Annotated in this window: 13 protein-coding genes; all 13 read right to left on the bottom strand. The window is 34.2% G+C overall.

Translation table 11 applies throughout. The features are described from left to right. Positions 1 to 1,014, bottom strand: a 1,014-nt coding sequence (locus ACSHZO_RS12395) for an endonuclease/exonuclease/phosphatase family protein (protein WP_298247830.1), incomplete at its 3' end; no start/stop codon positions are given. Further along, positions 1,011 to 1,667 carry an ATPase gene (locus tag ACSHZO_RS12400; RefSeq protein WP_298247829.1) on the bottom strand — a complete coding sequence of 219 codons (657 nt, stop codon included), beginning with the start codon at positions 1,665 to 1,667 and terminating at the stop codon, positions 1,011 to 1,013. The genes ACSHZO_RS12400 and ACSHZO_RS12395, both read right to left, overlap by 4 nt. Beyond that, a complete protein-coding gene (locus ACSHZO_RS12405) occupies positions 1,651 to 2,298 on the bottom strand; it encodes a hypothetical protein (RefSeq protein ID WP_298247828.1) in 648 nt (215 codons plus the stop codon). Before ACSHZO_RS12405 ends, ACSHZO_RS12400 begins: the two co-directional genes overlap by 17 nt. A 3-nt stretch (positions 2,299 to 2,301) precedes the next feature. Further along, on the bottom strand, positions 2,302 to 2,577 hold the full coding sequence (locus tag ACSHZO_RS12410) for a helix-turn-helix domain-containing protein (RefSeq protein ID WP_298247827.1): 276 nt from the start codon (positions 2,575 to 2,577) through the stop codon (positions 2,302 to 2,304). A gap of 250 nt (positions 2,578 to 2,827) precedes the next feature. After that, positions 2,828 to 3,649, bottom strand: a complete 822-nt coding sequence (locus ACSHZO_RS12415; protein WP_298247826.1) for an RteC domain-containing protein — start codon at positions 3,647 to 3,649, stop codon at positions 2,828 to 2,830. A gap of 150 nt (positions 3,650 to 3,799) precedes the next feature. After that, entirely contained in the window at positions 3,800 to 5,968 is a 2,169-nt protein-coding gene (locus tag ACSHZO_RS12420; protein WP_298247825.1) for a prolyl oligopeptidase family serine peptidase, read from the bottom strand. 65 nt (positions 5,969 to 6,033) lie between these two features. Further along, positions 6,034 to 6,162: a hypothetical protein gene (locus ACSHZO_RS12425; protein ID WP_298247824.1), complete on the bottom strand. Its 129-nt coding sequence runs from the start codon at positions 6,160 to 6,162 to the stop codon at positions 6,034 to 6,036. Between the two features lie 102 nt (positions 6,163 to 6,264). After that, positions 6,265 to 7,818: an AraC family transcriptional regulator gene (locus ACSHZO_RS12430; RefSeq protein WP_298247823.1), complete on the bottom strand. Its 1,554-nt coding sequence runs from the start codon at positions 7,816 to 7,818 to the stop codon at positions 6,265 to 6,267. Positions 7,819 to 7,975: 157 nt separating this feature from the next. Continuing rightward, positions 7,976 to 9,187, bottom strand: a complete 1,212-nt coding sequence (locus ACSHZO_RS12435) for an HlyD family secretion protein (protein WP_298247822.1) — start codon at positions 9,185 to 9,187, stop codon at positions 7,976 to 7,978. 89 nt (positions 9,188 to 9,276) lie between these two features. Further along, a complete protein-coding gene (locus ACSHZO_RS12440; protein ID WP_298247821.1) occupies positions 9,277 to 11,454 on the bottom strand; it encodes a peptidase domain-containing ABC transporter in 2,178 nt (725 codons plus the stop codon). A gap of 960 nt (positions 11,455 to 12,414) precedes the next feature. Next, positions 12,415 to 13,782, bottom strand: a complete 1,368-nt coding sequence (locus tag ACSHZO_RS12445) for a PH domain-containing protein (protein WP_298247820.1) — start codon at positions 13,780 to 13,782, stop codon at positions 12,415 to 12,417. A gap of 111 nt (positions 13,783 to 13,893) precedes the next feature. Continuing rightward, complete coding sequence (locus tag ACSHZO_RS12450; protein ID WP_298247819.1) at positions 13,894 to 14,424, bottom strand: PH domain-containing protein; 531 nt, start codon at positions 14,422 to 14,424, stop codon at positions 13,894 to 13,896. Positions 14,425 to 14,572: 148 nt separating this feature from the next. Continuing rightward, a complete protein-coding gene (locus ACSHZO_RS12455) occupies positions 14,573 to 14,782 on the bottom strand; it encodes a hypothetical protein (protein WP_298247818.1) in 210 nt (69 codons plus the stop codon). Positions 14,783 to 14,805 lie beyond the last annotated feature (23 nt).

The following is a 14,805-nucleotide window of genomic DNA, read 5'->3' on the forward strand; positions in this document are numbered from 1 at the left end:
GCTTCTGTAAATCTGCTTTTCTTCATAACTTAAAAATAGTTGATTTTTAAACTGTATGAAAAACAGGGAAGCCTTCACTTTCTGGTAAGCGCCAAGACTAAAATAGCCGGCGTCTTTTCCTTTGTCATAGTCAACATTGAAGGATTGATGCCGGGTAACATCTCTTAAATTGGTTTCCTGCAACAGGGGTATTATGGAATTACTAAAAGATGCAGCATTGAGGGTGCCAACTACGGCTATATATTGTTTACCTTCAGCATGTAATTTCTTATAAACTTCAGCAACTCGTTCAGCCTGTTCTCTCCTAAAAATTTCTGAAAGATCATTATCACTCCCGGCTTCCTGCAAATGTGCAGCAAGAATGACAATTGCATTTCCCTCTTTAGTTCGGATATCATACTCTAATAAATCTTTATTAAAAATGTTTCTTCCTGATATATCCTGGTCAAAAATATGGCTTCTCACCGACCGAATTTCAAATCCTTTCCTGGTTAAAATTCCAATTTCCTGGCCTCGTTTATCATTTCCCTGCACCACAAAAGAATCCCTAAATGGGATACAGTTAAATTTTGGTAATAAAACCGTATTAAACTCCTCCAAAGAAGCCCGGTCTTCAATTTCCTGCAGAATGAGGATATCCGGATTTATATCTGCAATTATCCTCGCTTTGTTTTCAATTGCTAAAGGCTCTATGGGAACATTTTGCAAGGCTATCCACCCATTCCAGTCGGTAAGTTCCCCTGCTTTTAATTCTTTAGAATAATCGATTCCTTTCAGAAAGATAAACCCTGATTTTCTTTTGATAACCGCATAGGGTAATTGCAATGAATTATCAATACCAATCATACATGAAAGCTCTCTTAACCGCTCATTTTCCCTTTCAGTTTTCTGAAGTTTCCCCATTAACTGGTCTATCTCGATTGTCCATTCTACTGAACAATTATTAAAAGGTTTATCCAATAAACTTCTATCTCTATGAAATAAATTCTGAATATTAAAAGTTGCTATTTTCATTTTCTTTTATCTTTTGTTTTAAAATCAAAAGCGATTAGATTAAATAAGACCTTCATTCTGCTCCTTACTCTGGTGCCATACTTATTTTCAAATTCCTTAGCACTTAAATTAGTAGTCCCATGAGTTTTTAAATTTGTTTCTAGAAACAGTTCATAGCGAGACACCATAATTTCACCTATTACGTTGCAATCCCTCCCGTAATATCTTCCTACTGGCTCCATTCCCATATCATCAAAGCAGAAGTAGCTATCATCCCCATAATCCTCAATAGTTTTATAACCAAGATGGTTAAAGGCAAATACTATATTTCTACAGGGCATCACCACATAACTTCTTTGATGGGGCACCATGAATCGCATAAGTTTCATCAGGCTTGTTTTACCACATCCTACAGGGCCGGTCAGCAAAATTCCTTTATCAGCGTCTATTCCTAATTTTTCGCAGTTTGCATGATCTTTTATAAAGTAGTTAGAGAGTTTAAACAGAACCTCTTTATCTTCTTCATATATTTTAAAATGCTGCCCAAAAAGCATTTTACCTTTGGCTTCGAGATAAATAAGGATTTTTGGAAAATCGTAGATTATTTTCTTACCATCAAACCTTCCAAGGGAATATTCAATTCCATCTTCCAAAATACTAGAGGGGTTCGGCATAATTTTTATATTTAGTTGTTTGCAGGTTGTCACTATTTTGAAATACTGATGACTGACTTTGGAATTCGTTTACTTTCAACATCCAATTTTCAGCAGTTGCGTGCCAATTAGTAATCGTTATTTTCCCTCTTACTAACCATCCAATTGAAGTGTAGTGATTGTAGAATTTTCGCGCCTCCAGTTCAGGCCAATTTTTATTTCTAAAAAAAATTAAAACTTCATTTTCATTTTGCGGGAGCTCTAGTTTATTAATGTTTTTATTTTGTTTATTTAAGTTTATTAAAGGAGTTAATGCTTGTTTTGAGGTTGATTCATGCTTGTTCACTACTTGTTTAGAGCTTGCATCAAAAATGAACATCCTAACCTTACTGCCTTTATAGGGATTATGAGAAGGCAGATATTGGATATATTTTTGATCGTGTAATTTTCTTATGCATCGGTGGTAAGTTGGATTAGAGCCAATTTTGGCCATTTCCATGATCTCATCTCTATGGATATAGAACAATTCTTTAAAACGGTGAATATTCCAGGATTGAAATAAAGCCATATATACACTGATATGAGTGGCATTAAGGCTGGAATCCTTGGAGAATCTCTGGAATATCGCATTCAAATGTTTTATGTAATTCATGGCTTATTCATTTTGGATTAGATTATCTGTCAATATTTTTTGAATAAGAGCTGAATCATAATAAATAAGTCCTCCTATCTTACTATACGGCAGTATCCCCTTCGTCCTAAAACCATTTAGAGTTCCGGCACTAATCTTCAGCATTTCCATGACTTGGGTAGATTTGAGCCATTTTTTAGAGATATTTCCAGATTCCCTTTCGAGTAGTTTCTGAATTTCTTCCAGGAGCTCCATTTTAAACTCCATTAAATCGTCTGTGGTAATAATTGATGTTGGCATAATAATTTTGTTTTTAAACAATCCCACCGCAGGTTATAAAGTTTAAAGCAGTGGGATTGGAATTAATTTTCATTACAAAATTGATAGATACCATTTGAAGATTTAGCCAAGTAATAACCAACTTGGTACAATTATTTTTCAGTGAAATAGTGATATAATTAGATACAAAATGGAGAGATTCTTATAAGTATAGAATGTAATTTTATAATTGAAGTAAATCACCCACTTGGCTTCACCTTGCTTCTTAAGTTCATGCATCAAGTTCTTCCATATATTCAAGCATGGAATTTCTCATCTTATCGATAAATTTTAAAGGTTCAGAGCGACCTCTAAGTCTTAAAAATGTATGAGGGTAGTCTCCCAAATCTAAGCCTGTTAAAGTCTCAAATATTACCACAAGTTCTTTCAGAGTGGCATTTCCATTATTTATAGAACCACTAACTTGTAGAGCATAGATCAGTTCTGTTAGTGCAACCTTAGAAGAAGTCCAGTTTATTTTTACCGGTTCTTCAAAAGCTAAAGAAGAAGTATGTTTATCCTGGAATAATTTGTTCAAATATTCAAGCAGGAAATTCCGAGCATTCAGTTCACTTAATAGCAAATCGTGGGAGGAACTAAATAATGGATCTCTTTCATATTGATTATAATTTGTAATATGATCTTTACTGAAATATTTTCGGGTAAAATAGATCTCATCCAGGTATTCTTGATCCAGTGCGATATACTGAAGAAAATTTTTATGCGCAGCAAGAAAACTATTTATCTTTTGAATCTTTTTTCGGATAAATTTCAACCGGGAGGTTTCGCCTATAGATGAAATCTCCAATTCAATAGATAGCAAGTTTTCGTAATAAATCTGATATGTTAAAGGAAGCGTTTTCTGTTCTTTGAAAAACAGAATTTCCGAAGGAATATCCAAGAAACCATTTAAATAAATCTCTTTCCGATAAGATTCTAATACTTTACGGCAATAGTTGATTATTTCGAAATATGCCGCATTCTTATTTAGGAAAGTCTGCTCAATTTTCCTAATTTCATTTTTAAGCTCATCCTCCGTAATCAGAAAATACATTTGTTTGATATTTAAGAAGTAATACCTTAAATATCCAGTATTTACTACACCTACAGAAATTTAAAAAAACTGCCTTTATAAATGAATGCGTTGCATTTATAAACAATCGGAAAGAGAGAAGAAAAGATATAGTTAACCTGGAGGAAATAACTAATGCTTCATATTGGATTTGGCGAAGCTGAAGATTTTACTATAGAGTCGGACAGACTCATCATAATCACCAACGGTTTCATGGCCGTTTTGATAGTCGATATCCATTAAAAAAGGATTATTTATCTGATAACTATTTTGCAGTTTAGCTATATACTTGCCACTATCCCATAATGGAATGCGGTCATCGTTATAGCTTGGCATTACAAGAACTGCCGGATAAGAAATTTCAGAACGAACATTTAAATATGGATCCATTCTTACGAGACCTATAAATTCCGTACTGTCCTTAACCGTTCCGTACTCAAGATAACTTGTACTGCTGGCAGTACTGGAAGATTCCAAACCAAGAGGATTCAAACGCGGAACTTCAGCTATGAAGGAAGAATAAAGATCGGGACGTTCGTTTACAGCCATTCCGGCCGTAATCCCTCCCGCACTGCTGGTATAAAGAGAAATTAATCCTGGGGCTGTAAGATTCAAATTTATCAGAGCTTCGGTACAGGCTATAAGATCTTTCCAGGAATTATATTTTAGATTTTTCATTCCCTGTTCGTGCCATTCCTTCCCTTTTTCACCACCACCCCTAACATGAGGAAATGCCAGAATACCACCCTGCGCAGCCCAGTCTAGAAATAAAGGAGAGAAAAATGGACTCATGCTTTCCCCGTATGCACCATATACGTAAATAAATACTTCATTTGCTGATTTTTTTTTCAAACCTTCTTTATAAACCAGCGATAAAGGAACTTCTACCCCATCATGGGATGTAACCATTATTTGCTCCGTTATAATATTTTCAAACTCCGGATAAGCCAATAGAGGTGAAAGTGCTTCTCTTGAGAAACTTCCATCTTCATTTATTAAGTAGCGGGTATAATCAGAAGTCCAACCATCCATTCCCACTCCGATGTTATTGTGTTTTGCAGACTCCCCAAAAAAGCTAGCATAACCGGGATCAAAAGGAGGTTGTAATTGTTTGATCTCATTTGAAGAGTTTTGAACATATAAAGAAACATTTGCTCCATATAAGGACCTCGCAAAATAGATATGATCCTTAGTTACCTCAAATTTGACAATAGGATTCTCTTTATTGCCTTCTGCTAAAACAATTGGATTATTGAAATCAGGATCTTTTATACTTACTTTTCCCAAAAGATTTCCGTTTAAATTTCCTTGCCGAAAAATAAAATCTTCGCCACGAACCTCGCCCTGATCATAAAATATCGCATCTTCATTTTGAAAGAATGGCATCCAATCTGGTTTTCCTTGTAGGACATCGGGAATTTTAGCTATATAACTATCATAATAATCATCAGAACTGGCTGCATAACCAATAATATATTTATCCAGGCTCGATCCTATTTTTACTTTAGGGTAAAAATCTTCAGGAATTTGTAAGTCTTCATTTGCCTGGAAAATTGGTTTTCTATTTTCGGGATTTTCACCTAGCTTATGAATAACAGAAAAAGAGTTCTTCTTATAACCCGGTTTTGATTTATCTACTTCCGGAAAATATAAATAGATAAATCCGGAACTATCCGGCAACCATTCTATACCTCCGAAATCAGGATTAATATTAGTAATAACATCTTTTAAAATCTGCTTCTTTTCAAGATCAAAAATTAAAACCTTACTGGAAAAGTTACCATTTTCATTAAACCCTATTGCTATCTTTTTGCCGTCAAAGGATGGTCTGAGATAGGTAATGGAAAGATCTTCTTTTCCGTCTTGGGAGGGATCGAATAATTCTTTTTCATTGTCAGCAAGGTTCTCCCTGAAAAACAACTTTTCATATTCCAGACTATCATCATATTTTAAATAAAAATAATTACCTACTTCACTAATCCGTATCATACTCACGGAAGATTCAGCGTTATTTTGCAATTTTTTAAACCTGTTCAAGTATTCCTTCATTAAGTCATTCCCGACAAAATAAGATTCAGCAAGAGAATCCTGGGCTTTAAACCAATCTTTCACCACACTATCTTCAAGCTTTTTTAAATTTGAATATTCGTCTATGACTTTATTTCCATAATGTATTTCGGTAGTTGGTCTTTTATGGATTTTGGGATAAACCAAATGATTGTCGCTTCCTTTCTGAGCAAAAGAAACTGAAAGGAATAAACAGAATGAATAGAATAGAAAAAGTCTGATATATTTTTTCATTTTTTCGTTCTTTAAAAATTCCCGAAACAATATTTTGATCCGGGAATTTCTTTAAGGATTTAAGTTTAATCACGTTTTCCAACCTTAGGAGTTTTGATCTTATCCCTGTCAATTGGCACATCTTCTCCCCCTCCTTTAATTTGGTTTAAATTTTTAAGGGCTCTTTCTCTGAAATCTTTTAGTTCTTTTTTCATAATTAGAATATTTAATGGATTAATAAAATTTCATTACTAAATAATCACATTTAGGCACAAGCTGCAAAAAGGTTAAGCCCTCATTTATAAATCACGTGTTATTTAGCGCGATTTTAGTTCATTTAAAAATTTAGATGGATATACTCCTGTTTTCTTATAAAAGGCTTTCGAAAATGATTCTCCCGTTTTAAAGCCAAATACTTCTGCTAAGCCCTGGTAATTATATTTCAATAAATCAGAATTTTTACTCAGTTGATTTATTGCTGCTTTAATTTTCAAATCCTTGATATAAGTTGGAAAGCTCATCTGCTTATAATGGTTTATTACAGTGGACAAATAAGTGGTGTTGGTTCCCATCTGCTGCGCCAGACCATACATATCCAAATCTTTACTCATAAAGCGTTCTGAGCTTTCAAATACAGCCAGTTTTTCCAAAATATCCTTTCTAATTTCCTCCGGAACTGAAGAGGGATGCTCTGTAATAATTCTCGATTTTTCTTCCTCGATTTCCGAGCCTTCCATCAGAAGTTTTAATCGGGCTTTCATTTTCCTAGATCGGATATAAAAATATAATCCAGTTAATACAGCAAGTGCGGCAAGAGTAGCAATTAATGCCACGTATAAATTTTTTGTTTTGAGTTGATTCTCAGCCTTAAGTTTTTGTCTTTTTAAATCTGGGATATCATATGCAACTACAGCCTGATTAGTTATATTTTCATGCTCTGAAGACAAAACACTATCATAGTAAATTAGTTTTTCTATGTAATCTATTTGCTCCTTCTCATCATCTTCTAATATTGAACTGATAATTAACTGCTGATAAACATCCTTAACTTCGTCAAAAGGATCCTCTGTTGAGGAAACGATAGAATCAATGGTTTTAAAATATGCAGTGGCAACCTTTTCATTTCCGTTATGCTTTTCAATTTTCCCCAAATAATAAAGCTTGATTGCCTTACTGGTACCTTTAAAATCATTAATATATTTGAGTAAGGTATCTTTCGCCCTTTTGAAATCCCTTTTATAAAAGTTTATCTGAGCATCGACCAAAACGAAATCCTTAAAATCTTCTTTTTTCTGCTCTAATCTCGCCAACTCAATTCCTTTCTGAACATAATATTTTGAGGTATCCAATTGTGACAGTCTCAAGTAGGTAAGTGATAGATTATAAAATAGTGTGGCATAATCATCATAATAACCTTCGGTTGAACTTAATTTTTGTTTTAAAAGATTAAGAGATCGCTTATATAAATCGGCAGCGGCGTAATGCTGTCCATTTATATTTCTTATGGCAGCGATTGCCAAGGAAATTTCACGTTGATCTTCTATATTCTCCTTTTCCAGAGCCAGATTATAGGCTTTCAAAAAATTATCTAATGCATGTTGGAATTTACCCTGATCGTAAAATACATTTGCTTTAAGAATATAGCCAAGAGTTGGGTAGTTCGGATGTATGCTGTTTTCAGTGATCTCAATCATCGAATCTGAATAAACCAATGCGCGTTCCGGCTCCTCAGTCAATATTTTGTAGTAAAAGGCCCTGGCAACTTCAATGGGATCATTCTCTTTTTTTGCCTTCTGCAGATGGACTTCCACCATCTCATTAAGTTCGTTAATTCTAGAATCTGCCATAGCGGCTGATTCAAGTTCATGCAATTCCGAAAAGGTTGAGTTAATCGAGTAATTAGTAGTAATCTGTTCTGAATTATCCTGGGAATACAATGCCTGGGAAATACACAAAGTTAAAACCACGAGCATCAGCACGCGGCACAGGAAAAACTTTATCTTAGAATAAAAAATCATCTTTAACTATTTAAAAATCCCTGTTTGACCATAAGTGTCGGAATTGATAAAAAATACGTTCTATCAGCGTAACTTCCTTCAGTAAAATTTCTGCTGTACCATTTAATTCCTGATGGAACTCCAATTTTTTTCCGTAAGAGGTTTTCAAATCATTAATAGTTAAGTAAACTATATAACCCGGATTATCTCCTCCTTTTGGTACTTCCGAAATCGATCCTACTTTCGCTCTTAGCATTCCCCATTCGTGATATGGATAATTTTCCAGCTTTAAATTCACCTTTTGTCCTTTTTTCAACTTTCCAGCATTCCGAATAGGTATAATGCATTTTCCTATCAGATCCTGCTGAATTTGGGGAACAACACTATATATTGATTCCCCTTTTTCTATATTCTGATATTCTCCCCAAACTTCAAAATAAGATAATCGGCCATCTATGGGGCTTTTCAAAAGGTAGGTATCTTCCCATTTTTGAATGGCATTGATTAAATTCTGTTGAGATAATAGTAGATTGACCTCCAGATTGCTCTTAGTTTTTAAAGAGCTATTATTTGCAAGGTGCAACCGGGATTGTATCCCTTTGTTCTCCAGAATTAACTGATTATATTGTTGATTTAAAAAATGAAATTGACGCTGCTCCATTAAGAAATCCTTTTCTACATTTTCAAGATCCACCTGGGAAATCACTCCTTTTTTATAGAGTCCCTGAAACCTTTTATAATTGGCTCCCGTGACTTCCAGATTTCTATTTGCAATAGACAATTCTTCTTTTTTAGTATCTATGGATTGAAGTTGATTTGATAATTCCTGCTTCATTTGATGATCATAAATAGATTGGTCATTCAGGGATGTATCAAGTATCAAATGATGATAGTTGCTTAAAAAAGCATTGTAATATAATTGAAGGTCGTTGCCTAAAATTAAGTTTGGAGGATAAATCTCATTTAAAGCTTTGAGGGACTGAATATTCGGGACGGTAACTAAATTTGCTTTCAGATTTAGTATGTCTTCTGTGTTTGAATCATTTTCAAGTTCACCTAAAATATCCCCTTTTAAAACTAAATCTCCGGGTTGGAAATTAATCGCTAAAATTTTACCTTCAGTTTTAGCTTTTATATGCACCGGTGGATTTTGGGAGGTAACGATTACATCTCCTTTAATAACCTCATTAAAAGGAAACGCAGAGGCGAATATTAGCAATAATAAAAAGAAAATGAAAGTCAACTTAGTGCCATTTCGCAGCATCCAACTGGGCTCACGTTGAAGACTATTATCATTTTTGTATTTGTTGTAGTTTTTGATAATCGCTTATTTTAAAGTTGATTTCTTATTAATCTGTAATAAATACCTTTCTGAGAAAGCAACTCTTGATGATTTCCCTGTTCCACGATCTTTCCTCTATCCATTACCAGTATTTGGTCAGCATTTTTAACCGTGGAAAGCCTATGGGCTACGATAATTACTGTTTTATCCCGGTAAAAATGGTACAGATTTTCTGTAATTGCTTTTTCATTTTCAGCATCTAAAGAGCTTGTAGCTTCATCGAAAAATAAATATTTAGGATTTTTGTAAATCGCCCTTGCAATTAGAAGCCTTTGTTTCTCGCCCCCGCTTAAAAGCTGTCCTTGTTCACCAATCCTGGTCTGATATCCAAGTGGCAGTGAATTAATTAAGTTGGTCAAATTGGCCATTTGGATCGATTCTGTTAATCGCTTTTTGTTTAAAGGTTCATCAGATTTTGATTCTGTAATGTTTCGTTCTATCGTATCATTGAACAAAACTCCATGCTGTAAAACTACCCCACACATCCTTCTCCAGTTATCAACTTCAATATGTTCGAAATTTTCATTTCCAATACTTATCCTGCCGTCAATAGGTTTATATAATTTCAGTAATACTTTCAGAAGGCTTGTCTTACCAGATCCACTGGCTCCGACAATGGCAGTAACTTTTCCGTATGGAAAAATTGTAGAAACATTCTTAAGAACAGCTTTTGATCCCTGTTCCCCATAGTTGAATGATATATTTTCAAGTTTTATATCTCCTGCCAATTCCACACAAACGCTATCATTCTGATAAACTTCAGATTTTTGATTGTGAATTTCAGCCAATCTCTTTAAAGAAAGTTTTGCTTTCTGGTAGCCCACTAAGAAATCTATGGTATTAGAAATTGGTATATAAAGACTTCCTACGATGAATTGAATGGCCAGCATGGTGCCTAATGATATTTCACCTGATATGACTGCCTTTGCTGACCAAAAAACAATTAGGATGCCTGTAACTTCATTAATAAATTTACCGCCCTTAATTTGACTATGATCGACTTTTAAGATGGTTGATTGTAATCCAAAATGCCTGGACTGATTAACCTTCCACTCCGATTTTCTTCTTTCTTCCGAATTATTAAGCTTGATTTCCATCACCGCCATAATTATTTGAAGAAAATGGGATTGCTCCTTTCTATTTAAATCAAATTGCTGGTGATCCAGAACTTCTTTTCTTTTCATAAATAAAAAAGACCACCCCAAAAATAAAGCTGTTCCAGTCAGGAAAATCAGAAGAATGGTGCTATTGAAAATCCCTAAAACGAAAGCAAAAACTATAATACTAAGCAGGTCAAAAAATATAGTCAGGGATTGGCCGCTCAGGAATTCCTCCACTCGCTGATGATCGTAAATCCTCTGCATAAAATCGCCGGTAGTTTTTGAGTCAAAAAAGGAAATTGGAAGCTTCAGGAGTTTATCCAAAAAATCTGATACCATGGCTATGGTTACTTTGGTGCTTATATGCAGTAAGAGCCAATCACGAATGACTTCAGTAACGGAACGTGTAAGAAACAAAAACAGTTGTGCTATAACGATCAGGTATATAAAATCAAGATTCTCATAATTGATCCCATAATCCACGATACTTTGGGTTAGGAAAGGAAGGATCAACTGAATCAACATCGCTGTAAATAATCCCAATGTGATTTGACCTATATATTCTTTATATGGATTTAGATATTCGATTAAGAATCCCATCCCTTCGGGCTTAGCTTCGTCGTCGTCATTATTCAAAAAATTCTCTTTAGGTTCAACAAGGAGTAATATTCCCTCATTTTCATTCATACCTGACCATCGAACCTGAAATTCATTATGAGAATACTTCATTCTACCAATGGCTGGATCGGAAACAAACACATTTCTCCTATCCGCTTTATAAACCACCAAGAAATGATTATGATCCCAATGGGCAATTGCCGGAAGTGGAATGTCTTCAATCAGTTCTTGAAAATCTGCCTTGATACCAACCGAATCTATTCCAATTTTTTCTAAAGCTCGTGAAAGGCCTTCAAAGGTTACGCCTCCTTTTTGTTGGGCTGAAATTTCACGTAAAAAATTTAATTTGAAATGTTTGCCATAATATTCCGCAATAATTTTTAGGCATGTTGGCCCACAATCCATTTGATCGAGCTGACGGTAAGCCGGAAAATTAACTGCTTCAAACATGGCACCAAATTGAAAATCAAAACACTAAGTTAATCTAGATTAAAAATGATTGAAAGCGAAATAGCAGACTATTTATAAATAACGGTGTATTCATCGAAACTCTACAAATCTATAATTTGGATAAAATAGATTTATCAGGAACAAAATAAATATCACTAAGCAGATTATAGAGCTTCGTAAGTAATTGAATTTTATAAATTTATGTAAAAAACAGATACGTTATATAATAAAATACCAAAATTGGGATTTTGATTTTAAATCGAATATGGTAGAAAAATGATAAATACATCTAATATAAGATTAGAGCAATGACTAATTGTGCCACATTCCAGTCATCTGAACCAAACAACAGGAATGAAATTAAAATCTGGACTTCAAAATTTTAAAATATTTCATTTTTTTTTCAATGAATACTTTTAAGGCAACATTAAAAAATCTATAAACTATAAAGACTTATCGGCTTGTTGATTCAATAAATTGGACTGATATATCATGGTTATAGTCACAGAGAAATGGCGATAAGTTTTCTGTGACATTTGTATAGGAACTTTATCCCTAAAAATAATTCCAAACGAAATACATGGTAATTTTTTTTGGCTCCTAATTAATTAGTGATTCGACCTAGCTATCTGTTAAAAAGACGTGTTATAGTTTTTAATATTGTTATAACTGGATTAAGAACAATATCTATTAACCATGGAAATGCGAAAATCATAAATTCACTTCTAAAAGGAGAGTATTGGTCTAAACTCCTCTAAGTTTTAAATAGAATTTACAGGCTATATATTCAAAGTATTGTTGATTTGTTCCTTTAAATCAGTGCCATTTTATAATTGTTTCAATTCACTGATAGTTAATGTCAATTTATACACTAAACTAAATACCATAAAATTTAGAGTAGAAACAGATTATCTCCAAGTATTATTTCCGCCATAGTTCTTTATAGTTCCTGATTTGACTCTACATCCATCCTCTGGAAGTACTTTCAATTTTATAAAGTACATAATCCATTAAGGATTCTGCTTTATTTCGATCTATCAGCTCGAAGCTAACATCCCCTCCGGCTGAATGGAAAGTGAGAGTTACGAGATTTTTCTTTCTATACCAGAGCGGTTGCGAAATTGAAACAGCTTGTAGTTTCCAGATTTCCAGGTACTGCTGTTTATTTTCCCATACACCAGAATTTTTTAGAATAAATTCCTCCGAAAAACTTAGGCGCAAAGATCGAAAATATAGAAGTTGATATCCCAAGAGAATAACCGAATAAACTGATATAATGATGATCAACCATTTTAAAGGTAAATTAAGATTGTAAAATTTCGATATAATAGGAATAAGGAGCAAGGGTAGAAATCCTGCACTGATCTTTTTAAAAATAAGTAACTTATTAGGAATGATTTGAGTAACCTGTTTCTTTATTGGATTAACATGCATATATCCAAGGATCTTTGACAAAAGTTCTTGGGAAATACCGGGAATGGTAGTAATACTTTTCTCAGGATCATTCGGGCTGCTTGCCAAAAAAAATTTGATCTTTTGGAGATTAAGCCTTTGTTGAAAAGGATTGTTCAAAATTTCAATAGCCTGTACTCTTTTTGCTTTTAAGCTCACCTTTTTATTTTTCCGAAGCCCCATCTCTACCTGTAGTCCTGAGTTGGATTTTTTAAGACGAAGGCCATAATATTTAATGAAGGTGTCCGCCACAGTGACTGTAATTATCGCCAATAGCAGAAGTATAATTTTCCAGACGCTTAAAGGAGAGTCTAAGTTTGGCTCCACCATGATGAATTCGGGAGGGATGAATTTATTTAAGAAAAACTGATCTTTGAGAGTAAGGTAGAAAGTGATCAACAGAAGAAGCCCGCGCAGGTAGTTGCTGATTAACCCGAGCTTTAGAAGCTGGAGAATGTTTAAAGAAAAATGCCAGTCTTCAGCGGCTTTTTCTTCTTTTTCTTCTTGCTGAATGTTTTCTTCCAGCCGGGAATAACTTATAAGAAGTTCTGCAAGTTTCTCTGCCTTTATCCTGGATAAAGCCTTTATTTCCTCCTCTTTTTCTTTGCTCCCCGCAGTATCGATTAAAACACTATAGACACCTATTAATCGCTGCACAAGGTTTCTCCTAAGATTGACCTGCTGGATTTTATTGAAAGGGAGGCTGATAGTTTGAGAATTGAAAACCCCTTTTTGAAGTACAAATTCCTCAGTTCTAGGATTAATTAAAAAAACAAACCTCGAAAAATAAAGGATACTATAAGCTAAAGCTAAAATAAAAATTATAGTAGCCACGATAGCAGCATTAAGGATTGTTTGAGAATCTAATCCGTTCATGAAAAAATAGATCCCCAAAACCACAAATTCTTAAAAAAAAGATAAAGGCTGTTCCCAAAAACAAGTATCACTCCTATTTTAGACTGCCTCTGTGGCCGATGGAAATTACTGCTATCCATTAGAAGACACCCTTTTTGAGATAGCTTCCTTTAATGCTTCCGCATTTCTCGAAAGAAGTCCAGAAATAGTAATGTCACTGGCTGAACCACCTGCAGAAAAAATTGCCAAAGATGAAATTCCCAAGAATTTGTCCAATAAATCTTTTCTAGCCGAGACATGTTGCACCCTATTGAATGGTACGATTGTTATTTTTTTTATATGGAGAAAACCTCTTTTAAAAATTATATCTCTTTCTCTTAAAGCATATCCATTTCTTTTCTGTAGCTCAAAATTGCGATAGAATAACCATAAGAAAATCGGTAAGAAAAGAATTGCAGACCAAAGGATTAATATTTTGAATTCTATCATAAGAAAGTATCCTACAATTAAAGCTCCCAAAATTACTAATGCACCAATACCAGTCCGAATATTTAGCTTAATCAGATACTTATGATCGAGCCGATAGAATTCCACTTCAGTAAATCGAGGTAAAGAATTTATATCCAGTTGTTTATTTTCAAATTCTGCCTGGTTTGAGGTCATCGCATTTCAAATTTATTTATTTCTTATTGTTGGATAAAATAACTTGTCAAAGACTGGTATAAAATATAATTTGTACTCATACCTTTAATTCACTTATTCTATTTTTTTCGTACGCAATCTCAATGCATTGGCTATTACTGAAACTGAGCTAAAGCTCATGGCAGCAGCGGCAATCATAGGCGATAGTTACCATAAGCGGAATGGAAATTATATTGGAACCCAGCAAATTTCCTAAGCCAATATCAGAAACACCACGGGCAGCACTTGTAATATTAATTGCCACTTCAGGGCTCGCCGTTACAATAGCAAGGAAAGCTGCTCCTGAAGAAGCCGTAAGCCCCCATTGCTTACGTAACATTTTTAAAGGTGTAAGGAGTTGGT

The organism is Christiangramia sp. 3-2217-3z (assembly GCF_051195275.1).
Taxonomy (GTDB): Bacteria; Bacteroidota; Bacteroidia; order Flavobacteriales; family Flavobacteriaceae; genus Christiangramia; species Christiangramia marina.